The sequence below is a fragment of the Bacillus sp. FF-1 genome (assembly GCF_028548245.1).
In the GTDB taxonomy this organism is placed as follows: domain Bacteria; phylum Bacillota; class Bacilli; order Bacillales; family Bacillaceae_G; genus Bacillus_A; species Bacillus_A paranthracis.
Map to the genome: position 1 here is coordinate 343,380 of NZ_JAQQGG010000004.1, position 16,796 is coordinate 360,175.

The following is a 16,796-nucleotide window of genomic DNA, read 5'->3' on the forward strand; positions in this document are numbered from 1 at the left end:
TATGCGAAAACAGAAAATTTTTCTACTCGTTTTTTCTTTATTATGCGCAGTACATATATTTCAAGTTGAAAAAGTGGAAGCGAAAATGTTGCTCAGAAAAGAGCTAGAACCAACTGGCTATGTAACATGGGAAGTACCTAATAATGAAAAGATTATTGCTATTACATTTGATGATGGACCGGATCCAACTTATACACCACAAATTTTAAATTTATTGCGCCAATATAAAGCAGAAGCGACATTTTTTATGATTGGATTTCGAGTTCAGCGTAATCCATATTTAGTGAAACAAGTGTTAAAAGAGGGGCATGAAATTGGAAATCATACGATGAACCATTTGTATGCGAGTAATTCATCAGATGAAAAATTAGAAAATGATATTTTAGATGGAAAGAAATTTTTCGAAAAATGGGTGAAAGAACCTTTGCTCTTCCGTCCACCTGGCGGATATATTAACGATGCTGTATTTAAAACAGCGAAAGAAGCTGGTTATCAAACTGTTCTATGGTCGTGGCATCAAGATCCACGTGATTGGGCAAATCCAGGGGTTGAATCCATTGTAAATCATGTAGTGAAACATGCTAAAAGTGGTGATATAGTATTGCTACATGATGGGGGAAATAATCGTAGTCAAACAGTAGCAGCGCTAGCAAAAATATTACCTGAACTGAAAAAGCAGGGCTATCGATTTGTAACGGTTTCGGAATTGTTACGTTATAAACATTAGAAAAAATCCCAAAAGGTGAATGTTCCTTTTGGGATTTTTCGTTACTGGTTCTTTTTGCGTTTCTTATTATTTTGTCGTTCTGCAGCAGTTAAGTTTTCATTTGCAAACTCTTCGTTATAACCAGCACCTTGTCCTTGTGCAGATGCTGCATTCATTCCTGAAATAGTATGATTAGCTTTTCTTTTACCCATTTTATTTCACCTCTATAACTTTTTTTATAAGTTGAATGATGAGCGGTTCATAGTGCATATGAACTGTAAGTAAAGCGCTAATAGAGCACTTTACTTTATGGTAATAGTATTCATAAGGAACATGAACACTATTCAAATTTAGAAACATAAAGAAAACTTATGATAATCTATAAGTTTCTTATTATTTACTTATTTAGAAAGTTGTAATAAGATATTATCGTAAGGTATTGAAAAGTTTGTCTACATTTTATATTCAGACAACTTAGTCACGTTTAACAGGGGGGAAACATAATGGTCAAACATAATCCATTTCAATCACGTGCAACTTTTGAAGTAGATGGAAAAACGTATCATTATTATGATTTGAAAGCGCTTGAAAATGCAGGGGTTGGCAACGTATCTCAATTACCATATTCCGTGAAAGTTTTACTTGAATCAGTACTTCGTCAAGTGGACGGACGTGTAATTACAGAAGAGCATGTTACAAATTTAGCGAAATGGGGAACGAAAGATGTGCAAGATATCGATGTTCCATTTAAACCATCTCGTGTAATTTTACAAGATTTCACTGGTGTTCCAGCTGTTGTTGATTTGGCTTCGCTTCGTAAAGCAATGGCAGACATGGGTGGGGATCCTGATAAAATTAATCCGGAAATTACTGTAGACCTTGTAATTGATCACTCTGTACAGGTTGATAGAGCGGGTACGGCAGACGCGCTTGCATTCAACATGGACTTAGAGTTTAAACGTAATGAAGAACGTTATAAATTTTTAAGCTGGGCACAAAAGTCATTTGATAACTACCGTGCAGTTCCACCAGCTACAGGTATTGTACACCAAGTAAACCTTGAATATTTAGCACCAGTTGTTCATGCTGTGAAAAATGCTGAAGGTGACTTAGTTGCATACCCAGATTCGTTAGTTGGAACAGACTCACATACAACAATGATTAATGGTATCGGTGTTCTTGGATGGGGCGTTGGTGGTATTGAAGCAGAAGCGGGAATGCTTGGACAGCCTTCGTACTTCCCAGTACCTGAAGTAATCGGTGTAAAATTAACTGGTACACTTCCAAGTGGTACTACAGCAACAGACGTTGCATTAAAAGTAACACAAGTATTACGTCAAAAAGGTGTAGTTGGTAAATTTGTTGAGTTCTTCGGTAATGGCTTAAAGAGCATGCCTTTAGCTGACCGTGCAACAATTTCAAACATGGCACCAGAATACGGCGCAACTTGTGGATTCTTCCCAATCGACGAAATTTCATTAGAATACTTACGTTTAACAGGTAGAGATGAGGAGCAAATTCGCGTTGTTGAAGAATATTGTAAAGCGAACGGCTTATTCTATACAGCAGACAGCAAAGATCCAATTTACACTGATCTTGTTGAAATTGATTTAAATACAATCGAATCTAACCTTTCTGGACCGAAACGCCCACAAGATTTAATTCCACTTTCAGATATGAAAGATGCGTTCCACAAAGCTGTTGTAGCACCAGTTGGAACACAAGGACTTGGATTTAATGAGCAAGAGTTCGATAAAGAAGTGAAGGTTACATTAGAAGATAAAGAAGTAACGATGAAAACAGGTGCAATCGCAATCGCTGCAATTACAAGCTGTACAAATACATCAAACCCATACGTATTAATTGGGGCAGGTTTAGTTGCGAAGAAAGCAATTGAAAAGGGACTTAAAGTACCTGAATACGTAAAAACATCATTAGCACCAGGATCTAAAGTTGTTACGGAGTACTTAGATAAATCAGGTTTAACAACGTATTTAGATCAATTAGGTTTCCAAACAGTTGGTTACGGCTGTACGACTTGTATCGGTAACTCTGGCCCATTAGCACCGGAATTAGAAGAAGCAATCGCAGCAAACGACTTACTAGTAACATCTGTTTTATCTGGTAACCGTAACTTTGAAGGTCGTATTCACCCGCTTGTAAAAGCAAACTACTTAGCATCACCACCACTTGTTGTGGCATATGCACTTGCAGGTACTGTTGATATTGACCTGAAAAATGATGAAATCGGTAAAGATGCAAATGGCAATGCTGTTTACTTCAATGATATTTGGCCATCAGCTAAAGAAATTGAAGATGTAGTTCAAAGCGTTGTTACATCTGAGCTGTTCAAGAAAGAATATGCACAAGTATTTAACAGCAATGAGCGTTGGAATGAAATCCAAACTTCAAACGAAGCTTTATATACTTGGGATAATGATTCAACATACATTCAAAACCCACCATTCTTTGAAGGTTTATCTAAAGAACCAGGTGAAGTTGAAACGTTATCAGGCTTACGCGTAGTTGGTAAATTTGGTGACTCTGTAACGACTGACCACATTTCACCAGCAGGTTCAATCGGTAAGCATACACCAGCTGGACGCTACTTATTAGAAAATGGCGTACAACCAGTTGACTTTAACTCTTACGGTTCTCGTCGTGGTAACCATGAAGTTATGATGCGTGGTACATTCGCGAACATCCGTATTAAAAACCAAATCGCACCAGGAACAGAAGGCGGATATACAACATACTGGCCAACTGGTGAAGTAACATCTATCTATGATGCTGCTATGAAATATAAAGAAGATGGCACAGGACTTCTAGTTATTGCAGGTAAAGATTACGGTATGGGAAGTTCTCGTGACTGGGCTGCAAAAGGTACAAACTTATTAGGTATTAAAGCAGTAATCGCAGAAAGCTTCGAACGTATTCACCGTAGTAACCTAGTATTAATGGGTGTATTACCACTTCAATTTAAAGATGGCGATAGCGCTGAAACGTTAGGTCTTGTTGGTAACGAGTCATTTGAAATTCAAATTGACAAAACAGTTAGACCACGCGATCTTGTAAAAGTAGTTGCAACTGATGCAGATGGCAACGAAAAACAATTTGAAGTAGTAGCTCGTTTCGATAGTGAAGTTGAAATTGACTACTACCGTCACGGTGGTATCTTACAAATGGTTCTTCGTGAGAAAATTGAAGAGTCTAAAGTGTCAAACTAAACAATTGAAATGAATGATAAGGAAGCTAACAACTGTTAGCTTCCTTATTTTATGGAAAGGGATGAAACCAAATGGTTTCATCCCTTTCTTTTTACTATAAAAATGGAGGGAATACTATGAAAGAATATAAAAGAATTTTGTTACCGTTACAGAAAGAAAAAATATTAGTAATAGCAGCTGTATGCAGTGGGGTTTTTGCAGCTATTTTAAATCTATCCCGTCCACTATTCATGGGACTAATTGTAGATAACCTAATTCAACGAGAGCTGAAGGGAGCGTATTTTTACATTACTTTGTTTACAGTTACCCGCTTATTGATGTGGGTGAACAATCTTTCATTTGATTATGTAAGCTCAAAAGCGAGCCAGCGAATATTACGAGAGAAGCGTATAGATGTATTGCGCCATTTTTTCCTATTACCGTTTGAAGAGAGTGAGAAAATCAAACAAGGAGAGCTAGAAACGTTAGTCGTATCTGATATTCCGAACTGGGTCAGGCTATATGGTTCTATATTAATAGAATATATACACGCCATTGCGCAATTTATCGGTGCGATCATAGCACTACAACATATAGATATACAGTTCATATTGTGGATAACTCCGTTTTTATTTTTAAGTGCAATGGTTCCGATGCTTTTAGGGAAGAAGGTAAGAAATATTGCTAGTATTGCTCAAAAAAATCAATCAACTGTTGTAGAGATGGTGTCACAGTTTGTAAAAGGAGCGCAAGATTTACGTAGTTTGCAAAAAGAAAAATGGGCTATTGGCTTATTTAAAGGAGTAACGGCACAATCTTATAAAACAGAAGTAAAGAAGACGATGATGCAGCATTACATTGGAGTAGTTGGAACAGTGATTGAAACAGGAGCATATATCGTTGTTCTTATTATAGGTGCGCAAAAAATAATGCAGGGCGAAATGGAGGTTGGTTCACTTGTTGCAGTGTTAGCGACAATTGAGATGCTCTTTTTCCCTGTCCGTTATGTGGGGGATTTATTAATGATGACACAAGTTGCAGCTGCTTCGGCAAGTAGAGTTTTTTCCTTTTTAGATAAACGAGTGGCAAATAGTAATGTAGAAAAAGCGATGGGGATGACAATAACAAATGTTTCATTTCAGGAGAATGGTGAAGAGAAATGCAGAATTAAGAATATTGATTTGCAAATTAATCCTGGCGAACTCGTTATGATTGTGGGAGAAAGTGGTGCAGGAAAAACAACGCTTTTAAAATTAATGACAGGTTTGTATCAACCATCTAACGGTAGCATTGCTTATTATGGAAATGAGGCTCGATTGACTACAGTGTGGCAAGAACCTCGATTCTTTCGGACGACAGTAAAAGAGAATATGTATTTCGGGGAAGTGGGCTTAGAAAACGAGTTAGAAAAAAGTGCTGAACTTGTAAATGTAACGCCGATTATTAGGGGGTTACCTGAAGGTCTTCAAACTGTACTACATAAAAGCGGTGAAGAGTTTTCGGGAGGAGAAAGAAAACGGCTTGCATTATTGCGAGCAATTGGTTCAAATCCGAATTTTATTATTTTAGATGAACCGACTGCGGGATTAGACCCGGGCAATCAAGAATTTGTTTGGAATATGATAGAAGGACTAGGAAGCGATGTAACAAGAATTGTAGCAACGCATGATGTAGAGAAAGTGATACTAGCAGATCGCGTTGTCATCATGAAAGAAGGAAGTATTGTAGCATGTGGAAGTCCTGAAAAATTAATAAATAGTCATTTGTTTTTTTAAGGGATGTGAATAAAGATAAGAGCATTGTTCTTATCTTTATTCAGCGTCATTTATTTGATACTCGATAGATTCGGAATGATTCAGATCAACATTAAAAGTAGCAGTCATAAGGAAAGTTGTAATTCCGAGGATTATGAAAAGGACGAATGAGACTAGAGAGATGTAAAGACAAATACGCCCTACTTTCTTTTTTTCAATATCTTTATTAAAGAGTGAAATGATCCATGTAATAATACCGATTGGATATAAAAGAAAACTAAGAATATATAATGTTATTTTTTCGAATGAATTCATAAACAATCCCCCTTTTGTTGAAGGTTATATAACCATGAAAATAAAAGGTGAATGGGTCTAGAAGAAGATAGGTAATACTTCATTTGTTTTTCTAATTATATGATAAAAAGGAAAAAAATGCACTTTAAATAAGAATATTCTAATTATTTCGACTGTGAATATTTCCAAGCTTGTCCGTATAAGCTAAAATAAGGTATATAGCATTTTGGTGAATATGTTAGAAGACAAACACGTTAGGGTGATATAAAATGTGGCGGAAGCTTACGATTATTGTAGTATTACTTTGTTTAGCGGGATATGCAGCTTATGAACAGTTTGGTAAAAGCGATCAGGCGGCCCAAGGAGAGCAAGAAAAAAGTAAAGCTGCTATGAAAGAGATGATTGCAAGTAACGGTATTGAAATAGGAAAGAGTGCGCCAGACTTTGAATTAACGAAGTTAGATGGAACGAATGTAAAATTATCGGATTTAAAAGGAAAGAAAGTGATTGTAAATTTTTGGGCAACGTGGTGTGGACCTTGTCAGCAAGAAATGCCAGATATGGAGGCTTTCTATAAAGAACATAAAGAAAATGTAGAAATTTTAGCAATAAATTATACGCCTTCAGAAAAAGGCGGAGGGATAGAAAAGGTGAGTAATTTTGCTAAGGAGAAAGGAATTACTTTTCCTATTTTATTGGACAAGAATATTGATGTGACAACAGCGTATAAAGTCATTACAATCCCAACTTCGTATTTTATAGATACGAAAGGTGTCATTCAAGATAAGTTTATTGGACCGATGACGCAAAAAGAGATGGAGAAACGAATTGCTAAATTAAAATAACAGTGAAAAGGTAGAGATGGAATATAATCATTTCTGCCTTTTCTTTTTCACGTAGTGAAAGCTTCATGATATGATAAAAGAAATATAAACGTTGAGAGATAAAGGAGTGTATTTGGAGTGGGGAATATATCCTTACCGTTAGATTATGTTGTAATTGACTTTGAAACAACAGGATTTAACCCTTATAATGATAAAATTATTCAAGTGGCAGCAGTGAAATATCGTAATCATGAACTAGTAGATCAATTTGTTTCCTATGTGAATCCAGAGCGTCCAATTCCAGACCGAATAACGAGTTTAACGGGTATTACAAATTATCGTGTTTCAGATGCACCGACGATTGAAGAAGTGTTACCTTTATTTTTAGCATTTTTACATACGAATGTAATTGTCGCTCATAATGCATCTTTTGATATGCGCTTTTTGAAAAGTAATGTGAATATGCTGGGGTTGCCGGAACCGAAAAATAAAGTGATTGATACTGTATTTTTAGCGAAGAAATATATGAAGCACGCTCCTAATCATAAACTTGAAACGTTAAAGCGAATGCTTGGAATTCGTTTGAGTTCTCATAATGCATTTGATGATTGTATTACTTGTGCAGCAGTTTATCAAAAATGTGCCTCTATTGAAGAAGAGGCGAAAAGGAAATCGAATACAGAAGTACTTGATGAGACAGCAGTATATGAAGCGGTAAAAGAGATACTTGTACGAAATAAACGTGATATCGAATGGATTCGTTGCATGAATGTAGGAAGCTATTTAGATATAAAAGCTTTTTATCCAGTTATGAGATTAAAGGTAAAAGGGCGAAAGAAATACGTATTAACAGACATATTAGAAGATGATGTGAAAGAAATATGTACGAGTTTAGCCTGTGAACCGGCATTAAAAAGTGAAGTTGGTAATACGAGAATTATGCTGAATTGCTTAGAGGACGTCCTGAAATTAGAAAGTTATATTTTAGAACAGTATGATTTCGTACTGCAAGCGCTGCATGATTATAAACAAAGTGAAATGAATGCAGATGAAAAGTTAAAAGAGTATTTAAATATTATGGTATGAAAAACTCCGTGTACATTTTATTGTACACGGAGTTTTTTTAGGAGTATTAAAACATAAAATTTTCTTGCAAATCTGATTAAAGAGTTTTTCCTTTGCTCATACTATGTATAGTAAGAATGAGAAGGAGAGAGGGTGAACAGCATGAGAAGAAGTCGTCGCAAATCATTTGACGAGCTTGTGAAAGAAAATAAACAACAATTATTAAGCGATCGCGATGCAATCGATCGCATTGAAGAGCGTATTGAAAAACGTTATGAAATGAAACTTTTTAAGCAAGCTGAATAATTCTTAACACTAGTACGATACTACTGTTAAGGAGGCGATAGTAATGGGTAATCCGAAAAAGAATTCAAAAGACTTTGTACCGAATCATATTGGAACACAATCAAAAAAAGCTGGTGGCAATAAAGGGAAGCAAATGCAAGACCAAACGGGTAAACAACCGATTGTTGATAACGGTTAAAGAAAAGGAGAATATTGTATTCTCCTTTTTTATGTATAAATTTGAGGGAAGATAGGTAATTTAAGATGGTGTGTATATACAATATTAGGAGGAAAGTACATGCCAAATCCAGATAATCGAAGTGATAACGCTGAAAAGTTACAAGAAATGGTGCAAAATACAATTGATAACTTTAATGAAGCGAAAGAAACAGCGGAACTTTCTAATGAAAAAGATCGTTCTGCTATTGAAGCAAAAAATCAAAGACGTTTAGAAAGTATTGACTCATTAAAAAGTGAAATCAAAGATGAATCTTAACAGAATGTACAAAAAGGGCTGACTTTTGTCAGCCCTTTTTCGTAATCGTAAAGTTTTCAACGAGTAAACGCCAATTTTGCGGGAATGGTAAACCAATCTTCCAATAACTAATACCACCTATACCTTGTTCTTTCATTAAATTAAACTTACTTTGAACAGACCGTGAATCTTCAAACCAAACTTCGTGTTGTACACCATTTTCATCGAAATAATTAAAATGAGGAGCCTGTGCTGTGAAATCATAGCGGATCGGAACATTGTATTTACGAGCTAGTGCAACAGCTGCGACAGAGCTAATTGCTTTTGCAGGCGGATTTCCTTCTTTGAATGGAAGTTTCCAATCGAATCCGTATAAATTTTGTCCCATCATAATTTTTTGCGGAGGCATTTGAGATTTTGCGTATTGAAGTACTTCTTTTACAGGACCGATAGGAGAAATAGCCATCGGTGGTCCGCCCTGCCAACCCCAGTCGTATGTCATAATGACGACGAAATCAACAATTTGACCTTGTGCTTTATAATCATGAGCTTCGAAAAATTTCCCCTTTTGATTTGAACTTGTTTTCGGTACAAGTGTTGTACTTAGTGTGTACCCATTAGGTAAGCGTGTTTTCACATTTCGTAAAAAACGATTATACGCTTCGCGATCTTCAGGTGCCACGCTCTCGAAATCAAAATGAATGTCTCGCATACCGTACTTCTCAGCTGTTTGCAAAATGTTTGTAATAAATTTATTTTGAATCGTTGCATCACGTAAAATAACGGATGTTAGATCGGCACTAAAGTTTCCATTTTCAATATTTGTAATAACGAGCATAGGAATGGTGTTTCCTTGCGTTGCAATATTAGCAATTTTAGCTGTTTCAGTTGGTTCTTTTAACGTACCATCTCTTTTTGCCTCGAAACTGAAGTAGGCTAAGTATGTTAAAAATGGATTAATAGCACGTGTAGAATTAACTAAACTTTCTTTAATGGGGATAGTTGAAGGTTGTAAATAAGCGATGGATTCTACTGCTCGTTTCGTCCCTTTTGGAATATATAATTGCTGGCCAACATGGAGAATGGATTTTAAAGATAAATTATTCACTTTAGCTAAACTAGCGAGAGGAACGTTATATGTTTGAGAGATTCGATATAAGCTATCGCCAGGCTGTACATAATAATTATTTCCTTTCGTATTCACAATTAGTGCCTGACCAACAACGAGTGTTTCAGCTGGATTTAATCCATTGTCTTTTACTATCTCGTCAGGTGTTGATCCATATTTTGATGCCAAGCTATATACGCTATCACCGCTACGAACCGTTACAATTTGAATCATATGCTTGCTCCTTTCGGTAAAAGATTCACTATTTTTATTTTATTTTTGATGTCACTGTATTATGATTAAATGTATGCAAGGTAGCAGAAGTGAAAGAAGGCGAATACATATGTTTGTAGCAGAACATGAAGTTGAAATCCGTTATGCGGAAACAGATCAAATGGGTGTTGTTTACCATTCAAACTATTTAGTGTGGCTTGAACTAGGTCGCACGAAACTTATACAAGATTTAGGGTTTTCATATGTTGAAATGGAGAAGGAAGGAATTATTTCTCCTGTTTTAGATTTGCAAATTTCTTATCGTAAAGCGATGCGCTACGGGGAAAAAGCAATTGTAAAAACGTGGGTTGATACAGTGAGCCCGCTTCGCGTTGTATATGGATATGAAATTTATAATGGTGATGGCGAACTTTGTATTACTGCAAGTACAACGAATATTTGTGCAAAAAAAGAAGGCTTCCGCCCTGTATCATTTAAAAAGTTCTATCCAGAGTGGTATGCGAAATATGAGGAAATTAAGAAAAAATAAAAAAGCGTGGCGGAAGCCACGTTTTTTTATTTTTCATAATTAAATTGCGGGAAATCATCACCGTCGTTAAATGTAACAACTAAATTATGTCCATCGAAGAACCACTCATCATCGCTTTCAATAAAGAAGTTAATATCTTCTTCTTGAATTTGCACAGCAGGATGTGCAGGATCATCTTTACGAATACCTAAAGAAAGTCCTTTTTGCACAGTACTGCAACCACCGTATTGTACGAAAAAGCGTAGTGTTTCACCTGATTGTAAGTTTAATTCGTTTTTATACCATTGTGCTGCTTCTTTTGTTACGGAAAGATTCATGTATAGTTCCTCCAAATTATGTTGCTTTTTCTTTAGTATAAAAAATAACGCAAAAAGACGCTATTAATATGCTTCACGTTTTCTTTTTGCGTTATGTGGGTTACGATCTTATTTTTGCTTTTTTGAAAAGTTTGCTTTCGGTTCAGTTTTATTTATAATTCGTCCAATATTTGCACGGTGTTTATAAATAACCATACCTGCTAATAAACACATCGCAATAATGAAGATTTTATCCCCGCTAACAATTGATGCGATAACGGCAACGACAGCTGTTACCATAGAAGAAAGTGATACGTATCTTGTTGTAAATAAAAGGCTGAAAAAGACAACAGCTAAAATTGCAAAAACAACTGGTGAGTAGCATAATAGCACGCCAGCAGAAGTTGCAACTGCTTTACCACCACGGAATTTCGCGAAAATCGGATACACATGTCCAAGAACAGCTGCTAATCCGAACCATAGTGGATGAACATCTAACGCGAAAATAATCGGTAGACTCGTTGCTAATGTACCTTTTAAAATGTCAGCAATTGTAACGATAAAACCTGCTTTTTTCCCTAATGTGCGGAATGTATTTGTTCCGCCTAAATTACCGCTTCCGTGCTCACGAATGTCAATTCCATAACCAATCTTTCCAACGACTAGTGCAAATGGAATCGAGCCAAGTAAGTAGGCAACGATAAATAAAAGATATGTAGTAACCATAAGTTCAGTCTCCTTTATTCAAATGTGTTGATAAAGGGTAAAAAGAGTTTTTCCCGTATATTGTACCATACATTTGTAAAGAGCACATTTCTTTTTTGTAAATGAAAAATTCATTATTTCGTGCAAAAAATTTCACAGGAATGTTACATTTCTCACAGAAACAATAAGACTATATGTAGTAACATTTTAATCAAAAGACAACAACATATTGGTGGAGGGTTATAAATGTTACAAAAAAATACACGTGGAGAAGAATTAATGAGAGTGTTTGAGACGATTGTCCACGGCAATGAACAAGATTTAATGCAAGAAAATGCAAATGTAGACGGCCGCTCTCCAATGGGAGTAATGGGAACGTTCGCATCTGAGAGTGCAAAATATTATGCTGTGGAAAATTTATTGTCAGATCAAGTGAAAAAAGCGATAAATGAAAATATATTATATCCACATGATTTAGATTTTTATGCGACAGGAACGACGACTTGTTCACAAATTCCGTTAGCGCAAATGCTTGCGAACGGTTTTCATACCGGACATGGACATATGAGACAACCGCAAGACATTAAAAGTGCATTAGCTCTTTCATCTATTATTTTTCAAGCGAATCAAAATATGCAGCACGGTGGTCAATCGTTTGCACTCTTTGATGTTGATTTAGCTCCATATGTGAGAAAAACCGTAGAGAGACATAAGAAACGATTACAGTCATATCCGCTCACGAAAGAACAAATAGAAGAATTTGCGTGGAAAGAAACAGAAAATGATACGTATCAGGCTTGTGAGGCTTTCATTCATAATTCAAATAGTATGCATAGTAGGGGCGGCGGGCAAGTACCGTTTATTTCTATTAATTATGGAACAGACACATCAAAAGAAGGAAGACTTTTAATTAAACAACTTTTAAAAGCGACACAAGCTGGTCTTGGTAAAGGAGAAACACCAATTTTTCCTATTCAAATTTTTAAAATGAAAAAAGGTGTGAACTTTGAAGAAAGTGATCCGAACTATGATTTATTTGAATTAGCGTTAGAGACAACGGCTGAACGATTATTCCCTAACTTTTCATTTTTAGATGCGCCATTTAATGCTGTGCATTATGATGGACGACCGGAAAGTGAAGTATGTTACATGGGATGTCGTACTCGTGTTATGTCGAACATACATGGAGAAGAAACGGCGATTGGAAGAGGGAATTTATCATTTACATCTATTAACTTAGTGAAATTAGCATTAATTAGTGGTTCAAAAGAAGCGTTTTTTGAAGCGTTAAATTATTATTTAGATTTAGGAATTAAGCAATTATTAGAGCGATTTGAGTATCAATGTACGAAACGAGCAAGAGATTTTCGATTTTTATACTCACAAGGTGTATGGCGCGGTGGAGAAAAGTTACAGCCTGAAGATTCTGTAGCATCCATTTTAAAGCAAGGGACGTTAAGTCTTGGTTTTATCGGTCTTGCGGAGTGTTTAGTAGCTTTAACAGGAAAGCATCATGGAGAAGATGAAGAATCATGGAAACTCGGGTATGAAATCATTTCCTTTATGAGAGATAGAATGGATAAAGCGACAGAAGAACATGAACTGAATTTCTCGGTAATTGCAACTCCGGCAGAAGGATTATCAGGGAAGTTTGTGAAAAAAGATAGAGAAGAATTTGGCGTGATTAGCGGTATAACAAATCATAATTACTATACGAATTCATTCCATATTCCAGTTTATTATAACATGCAAGCGATAAATAAAATTCGTTTAGAAGGCCCGTTCCACGCTCTATGTAACGGGGGACATATTACGTATATTGAACTAGATGGAGCAGCAATGCATAACAAAAAGGCATTAAAACAAATTGTACAAGCGATGGCAGAGAATGGCGTTGGATACGGTTCGATTAATCACCCTGTTGACCGTTGTAAGTGCTGTAGTTATCACGGAGTTATTGGAAATGAATGTCCGAGCTGCGGAAATGAAGATGAGGCTAATATAGAAAGAATTCGCCGTATAACAGGTTATCTTGTAGGAGATATGTCGAAGTGGAATAGTGCGAAACGTAGTGAAGAGATGGATCGGGTGAAACATAAATGAAAGTGATGAACATCATTCATGATAGTGTAGTAGATGGAGAAGGGTTGCGGACAGTCGTGTTTTTTGCGGGCTGTCCGCATCGTTGTTTCGGTTGCCATAATCCGAAATCGTGGAATATTTGTAATGGAACTGAAATGACAGTAGAAGAAATTGTGAAAGAGATTGCAAGTAATCCATTAACTGATGTAACATTTTCAGGTGGAGATCCATTTTTCCAAGCTGCTGAAGTGAAAAAAGTAGCAAAAGCTGTGAAAGATTTGAAAAAAAATCTATGGATGTATACAGGTTATACGTTAGAAGAGATACAGAGTTCTCAAAATAATGATATGATAGAGTTGTTACATTATGGGGATGTTTTAGTCGATGGAAGATTTGAAATCGAGAAAAAAGATTTAACACTTCCATTTCGCGGAAGCTCCAATCAACGTATTATTCGATTGAAAGAGTAAAAAGGCGGGATAGATTATTATGAATAAAACAGTATTACTTGTTGAAGATGAAAGAAGATTACGTGAAATTGTCAGCGATTATTTTCGCAATGAAGGCTTTGAAGTAATCGAAGCAGAAGACGGAAAAAAAGCGTTAGAATTATTTGCAGAGCATGAAATTGATTTAATTATGTTAGATATTATGTTACCAGAAATAGATGGATGGTCTGTTTGTAGACGAATTAGAAAAGAATCAGCAGTACCAATTATTATGCTAACAGCACGTTCGGATGAGGATGATACATTACTAGGGTTCGAATTAGGTGCAGATGAATATGTAACGAAACCTTTCAGCCCGAAAGTGTTAGTAGCTCGCGCGAAGACGTTACTGAAACGTGCGGATGGCGTGGTAGGGGTAGCAGAAGAAAATGCTATGTCTTTAGCTGGAATAGAAGTGAATCGTCTATCTAGAACTGTTTTAGTAGATGGAGAAGAAATTATATTAACACATAAAGAATTTGAACTTCTCGTTTATTTAATGGAGAACAAAGGAATTGTGTTGTCACGTCAACATTTATTAGATCAGTTATGGGGATATGACTATTACGGTGATGACCGAACTGTTGATACTCATATTAAAAAACTACGAAATAAGCTAGGAGATAAAGCGAAGCATATCGGTACTGTTATTCGTGTTGGTTATAAATTTGAAGAATAACTCGGAACGTATTGTGTGCTTCACTCTAGGAAAATAACAATTTTATATCCTCTTTTGCAGGTAGAATGTACAAAAAATGCTTTTTTTGTCTACAATGTTAAATAAGCGTATTTTTTTAATTGGATTTCACGATGAGTTCACAAGAAGGACACAAAACGTGACTATACTGAAAATACGAATTCACCAGAGAGGGGAAGTAAACATGGGATATTACGACGGACCAAATTTAAATGAAGAGCATAGTGAAACGAGAGAAGTGAGAAAATCGGGCAGTAAAAAAGGCTATTTTTTCACAGGTTTAGTCGGAGCTGTAGTTGGGGCTGTTTCAATTAGTTTTGCGGCACCATATATGCCATGGGCTCAAAATAATGGAGCGACTGTATCATCTTTTAGTTCAGATTCAAAAGTTGAAGGTACTGTAGTTCCTGTTGTCAATAAAGCAAAAAATGAAACGGATTTACCTGGTATGATTGAAGGCGCGAAAGATGTTGTTGTAGGTGTTATTAACATGCAACAAAGCATTGATCCATTTGCAATGCAACCGACAGGTCAAGAGCAACAAGCTGGTTCAGGATCAGGTGTTATTTATAAAAAGGCAGGAAATAAAGCATATATTGTAACGAACAATCATGTAGTAGATGGTGCAAATAAACTTGCTGTAAAACTGAGTGATGGCAAGAAGGTAGATGCAAAGCTTGTAGGGAAAGACCCTTGGTTAGATTTAGCTGTTGTTGAAATTGATGGTGCTAATGTTAATAAAGTTGCCACTTTAGGTGATTCTAGTAAAATCCGTGCGGGTGAAAAAGCAATTGCAATCGGTAACCCATTAGGATTTGACGGAAGTGTAACGGAAGGTATTATTAGTAGTAAAGAACGTGAAATTCCAGTAGATATCGATGGCGATAAACGTGCAGATTGGAATGCTCAAGTTATTCAAACAGATGCAGCAATTAACCCTGGTAATAGTGGTGGTGCGTTATTTAACCAAAACGGAGAAATAATTGGGATTAATTCAAGTAAAATTGCACAACAAGAAGTTGAAGGAATTGGATTTGCTATTCCAATTAATATCGCAAAACCAGTTATTGAATCTCTTGAAAAAGATGGAGTAGTAAAACGTCCAGCGCTTGGAGTAGGTGTTGTTTCATTAGAAGATGTGCAAGCTTATGCAGTCAATCAATTGAAAGTACCGAAAGAAGTAACAAACGGTGTTGTATTAGGTAAAATTTACCCAATATCACCGGCTGAAAAAGCAGGTTTAGAGCAATATGATATTGTAGTAGCATTAGATAATCAAAAAGTAGAAAATTCACTTCAATTCCGTAAATATTTATATGAAAAGAAAAAAGTAGGAGAGAAGGTAGAAGTTACATTCTATCGTAACGGTCAAAAAATGACGAAAACAGCTACTTTAGCAGATAACTCAGCTACAAAGAATCAATAATCGGAATAAAAGAAAGTCTCTTTCATATTGAAAGAGACTTTCTTTATCGGCTATACTAAAGGAATAGGAGGGATAATTTATGACAATTGAAAACCCAACTCGTACGGAAATTGGTGAAGTATTAAAGAAAAGCAAAACGATTGCAGTTGTTGGTTTATCGGATAAGCCAGAACGTACATCGTATATGGTTTCAAAAGCAATGCAAGATGCTGGATACCGCATTATTCCAGTTAACCCAACAGTAGATGAGGTGCTTGGAGAAAAGGCAGTTGCTTCACTAAAGGATATTAAGGAACACGTTGACATTGTAAATGTATTTCGTCGCTCAGAGTTTTTAATGGATGTTGCAAAAGAATTTGTAGAGATTGATGCAGATGTTTTTTGGGCACAATTAGGAGTACAAGATGAAGATACATACAAACTTTTAAAAGAAAAAGACTATACTGTAATAATGGATCGTTGTATAAAAGTAGAACATGCGATGACAAAATAGTATAGATTGTAAAGGTAGGAAGATTGCTTCAGCCCTCATGATAATAAGTAGGGCCGATGAACGAGGTGTTCATCATGAGATTTTTTAAAGGCTGTTTTTGGGGATTGTTACTTGTAATCCCGTTTTGGA

At 36.0% G+C, this 16,796-nt stretch carries 19 protein-coding genes; 14 read left to right on the forward strand and 5 right to left on the reverse strand.

The window, feature by feature from the left end; genetic code table 11:
- The first annotated feature begins 1 nt into the window (after position 1).
- Positions 2–727 carry a polysaccharide deacetylase family sporulation protein PdaB gene (gene pdaB / locus PQF83_RS16965; protein WP_002022108.1) on the forward strand — a complete coding sequence of 242 codons (726 nt, stop codon included), beginning with the start codon at positions 2–4 and terminating at the stop codon, positions 725–727.
- Positions 728–768: 41 nt separating this feature from the next.
- Here pdaB and sspO read toward each other — a convergent pair whose 3' ends face one another.
- Positions 769–918, reverse strand: a complete 150-nt coding sequence (gene sspO, locus PQF83_RS16970; protein WP_000518051.1) for an acid-soluble spore protein SspO — start codon at positions 916–918, stop codon at positions 769–771.
- 291 nt (positions 919–1,209) lie between these two features.
- Between sspO and acnA the strand changes: the two genes are divergently transcribed.
- The gene (gene acnA / locus PQF83_RS16975; protein ID WP_000238568.1) at positions 1,210–3,933 is read left to right on the forward strand and encodes an aconitate hydratase AcnA; all 2,724 of its coding nucleotides are present in this window, start codon (positions 1,210–1,212) and stop codon (positions 3,931–3,933) included.
- A gap of 116 nt (positions 3,934–4,049) precedes the next feature.
- Positions 4,050–5,687 carry an ABC transporter ATP-binding protein gene (locus PQF83_RS16980; RefSeq protein WP_000666370.1) on the forward strand — a complete coding sequence of 546 codons (1,638 nt, stop codon included), beginning with the start codon at positions 4,050–4,052 and terminating at the stop codon, positions 5,685–5,687.
- 36 nt (positions 5,688–5,723) lie between these two features.
- Here the strand turns inward: PQF83_RS16980 and PQF83_RS16985 are convergent, their stop codons facing one another.
- On the reverse strand, positions 5,724–5,981 hold the full coding sequence (locus tag PQF83_RS16985; protein ID WP_001083867.1) for a hypothetical protein: 258 nt from the start codon (positions 5,979–5,981) through the stop codon (positions 5,724–5,726).
- Positions 5,982–6,229: 248 nt separating this feature from the next.
- On the opposite strand from PQF83_RS16985, the gene PQF83_RS16990 reads away from it, so the two are divergent.
- The 5 genes from PQF83_RS16990 (at position 6,230) to tlp (ending at position 8,630) form a co-directional block, all read left to right on the forward strand.
- A complete protein-coding gene (locus tag PQF83_RS16990) occupies positions 6,230–6,805 on the forward strand; it encodes a TlpA family protein disulfide reductase (RefSeq protein WP_000269075.1) in 576 nt (191 codons plus the stop codon).
- Between the two features lie 117 nt (positions 6,806–6,922).
- The gene (locus PQF83_RS16995) at positions 6,923–7,870 is read left to right on the forward strand and encodes a 3'-5' exonuclease (protein WP_000526906.1); all 948 of its coding nucleotides are present in this window, start codon (positions 6,923–6,925) and stop codon (positions 7,868–7,870) included.
- 141 nt (positions 7,871–8,011) lie between these two features.
- Positions 8,012–8,155: an FbpB family small basic protein gene (locus tag PQF83_RS17000; protein ID WP_001254697.1), complete on the forward strand. Its 144-nt coding sequence runs from the start codon at positions 8,012–8,014 to the stop codon at positions 8,153–8,155.
- Positions 8,156–8,198: 43 nt separating this feature from the next.
- Positions 8,199–8,333, forward strand: a complete 135-nt coding sequence (gene sspN / locus PQF83_RS17005; RefSeq protein ID WP_000527989.1) for an acid-soluble spore protein SspN — start codon at positions 8,199–8,201, stop codon at positions 8,331–8,333.
- A 99-nt stretch (positions 8,334–8,432) separates the two neighbouring features.
- Positions 8,433–8,630 carry a small acid-soluble spore protein Tlp gene (gene tlp, locus PQF83_RS17010; RefSeq protein WP_001133509.1) on the forward strand — a complete coding sequence of 66 codons (198 nt, stop codon included), beginning with the start codon at positions 8,433–8,435 and terminating at the stop codon, positions 8,628–8,630.
- A gap of 28 nt (positions 8,631–8,658) precedes the next feature.
- On the opposite strand, the gene PQF83_RS17015 is transcribed toward tlp, so the two are convergent.
- Positions 8,659–9,951: a glycosyl hydrolase family 18 protein gene (locus PQF83_RS17015; protein WP_000614849.1), complete on the reverse strand. Its 1,293-nt coding sequence runs from the start codon at positions 9,949–9,951 to the stop codon at positions 8,659–8,661.
- 109 nt (positions 9,952–10,060) lie between these two features.
- Between PQF83_RS17015 and PQF83_RS17020 the strand changes: the two genes are divergently transcribed.
- Entirely contained in the window at positions 10,061–10,480 is a 420-nt protein-coding gene (locus tag PQF83_RS17020) for an acyl-CoA thioesterase (protein WP_000495810.1), read from the forward strand.
- A gap of 26 nt (positions 10,481–10,506) precedes the next feature.
- On the opposite strand, the gene PQF83_RS17025 is transcribed toward PQF83_RS17020, so the two are convergent.
- Together PQF83_RS17025 and plsY are read right to left on the reverse strand one after the other, a co-directional pair.
- Positions 10,507–10,797, reverse strand: a complete 291-nt coding sequence (locus PQF83_RS17025) for a HesB/YadR/YfhF family protein (protein ID WP_001054442.1) — start codon at positions 10,795–10,797, stop codon at positions 10,507–10,509.
- Between the two features lie 108 nt (positions 10,798–10,905).
- Positions 10,906–11,502: a glycerol-3-phosphate 1-O-acyltransferase PlsY gene (gene plsY, locus PQF83_RS17030; RefSeq protein ID WP_000258966.1), complete on the reverse strand. Its 597-nt coding sequence runs from the start codon at positions 11,500–11,502 to the stop codon at positions 10,906–10,908.
- 225 nt (positions 11,503–11,727) lie between these two features.
- On the opposite strand from plsY, the gene PQF83_RS17035 reads away from it, so the two are divergent.
- The 5 genes from PQF83_RS17035 (at position 11,728) to PQF83_RS17055 (ending at position 16,667) form a co-directional block, all read left to right on the forward strand.
- Positions 11,728–13,584, forward strand: coding sequence for an anaerobic ribonucleoside triphosphate reductase (locus PQF83_RS17035; protein WP_000939609.1), 1,857 nt, complete (start codon positions 11,728–11,730; stop codon positions 13,582–13,584).
- On the forward strand, positions 13,581–14,033 hold the full coding sequence (gene nrdG, locus PQF83_RS17040; RefSeq protein WP_000867061.1) for an anaerobic ribonucleoside-triphosphate reductase activating protein: 453 nt from the start codon (positions 13,581–13,583) through the stop codon (positions 14,031–14,033). The genes PQF83_RS17035 and nrdG overlap by 4 nt, the downstream gene beginning before the upstream one ends.
- Before the next feature lie 19 nt (positions 14,034–14,052).
- A complete protein-coding gene (locus PQF83_RS17045) occupies positions 14,053–14,730 on the forward strand; it encodes a response regulator transcription factor (RefSeq protein WP_001044683.1) in 678 nt (225 codons plus the stop codon).
- A 202-nt stretch (positions 14,731–14,932) separates the two neighbouring features.
- On the forward strand, positions 14,933–16,174 hold the full coding sequence (locus PQF83_RS17050; protein ID WP_000542648.1) for a S1C family serine protease: 1,242 nt from the start codon (positions 14,933–14,935) through the stop codon (positions 16,172–16,174).
- A 79-nt stretch (positions 16,175–16,253) separates the two neighbouring features.
- Positions 16,254–16,667, forward strand: coding sequence for a CoA-binding protein (locus PQF83_RS17055; protein ID WP_000151382.1), 414 nt, complete (start codon positions 16,254–16,256; stop codon positions 16,665–16,667).
- Positions 16,668–16,796: the final 129 nt, after the last annotated feature.

Bases quoted from the DNA above. Each gene is read 5' to 3' on its own strand.
- PQF83_RS17000 (WP_001254697.1), top strand. From the start codon at position 8,012: ATGAGAAGAAGTCGTCGCAAATCATTTGACGAGCTTGTGAAAGAAAAT.
- plsY (WP_000258966.1), bottom strand. From the start codon at position 11,502: ATGGTTACTACATATCTTTTATTTATCGTTGCCTACTTACTTGGCTCG.
- tlp (WP_001133509.1), top strand. From the start codon at position 8,433: ATGCCAAATCCAGATAATCGAAGTGATAACGCTGAAAAGTTACAAGAA.
- pdaB (WP_002022108.1), top strand. From the start codon at position 2: ATGCGAAAACAGAAAATTTTTCTACTCGTTTTTTCTTTATTATGCGCA.
- PQF83_RS17020 (WP_000495810.1), top strand. From the start codon at position 10,061: ATGTTTGTAGCAGAACATGAAGTTGAAATCCGTTATGCGGAAACAGAT.
- PQF83_RS16980 (WP_000666370.1), top strand. From the start codon at position 4,050: ATGAAAGAATATAAAAGAATTTTGTTACCGTTACAGAAAGAAAAAATA.
- PQF83_RS16985 (WP_001083867.1), bottom strand. From the start codon at position 5,981: ATGAATTCATTCGAAAAAATAACATTATATATTCTTAGTTTTCTTTTA.
- PQF83_RS17050 (WP_000542648.1), top strand. From the start codon at position 14,933: ATGGGATATTACGACGGACCAAATTTAAATGAAGAGCATAGTGAAACG.
- PQF83_RS16990 (WP_000269075.1), top strand. From the start codon at position 6,230: ATGTGGCGGAAGCTTACGATTATTGTAGTATTACTTTGTTTAGCGGGA.
- nrdG (WP_000867061.1), top strand. From the start codon at position 13,581: ATGAAAGTGATGAACATCATTCATGATAGTGTAGTAGATGGAGAAGGG.
- PQF83_RS17025 (WP_001054442.1), bottom strand. From the start codon at position 10,797: ATGAATCTTTCCGTAACAAAAGAAGCAGCACAATGGTATAAAAACGAA.
- sspO (WP_000518051.1), bottom strand. From the start codon at position 918: ATGGGTAAAAGAAAAGCTAATCATACTATTTCAGGAATGAATGCAGCA.
- PQF83_RS17055 (WP_000151382.1), top strand. From the start codon at position 16,254: ATGACAATTGAAAACCCAACTCGTACGGAAATTGGTGAAGTATTAAAG.
- acnA (WP_000238568.1), top strand. From the start codon at position 1,210: ATGGTCAAACATAATCCATTTCAATCACGTGCAACTTTTGAAGTAGAT.
- PQF83_RS17045 (WP_001044683.1), top strand. From the start codon at position 14,053: ATGAATAAAACAGTATTACTTGTTGAAGATGAAAGAAGATTACGTGAA.
- sspN (WP_000527989.1), top strand. From the start codon at position 8,199: ATGGGTAATCCGAAAAAGAATTCAAAAGACTTTGTACCGAATCATATT.
- PQF83_RS17035 (WP_000939609.1), top strand. From the start codon at position 11,728: ATGTTACAAAAAAATACACGTGGAGAAGAATTAATGAGAGTGTTTGAG.
- PQF83_RS17015 (WP_000614849.1), bottom strand. From the start codon at position 9,951: ATGATTCAAATTGTAACGGTTCGTAGCGGTGATAGCGTATATAGCTTG.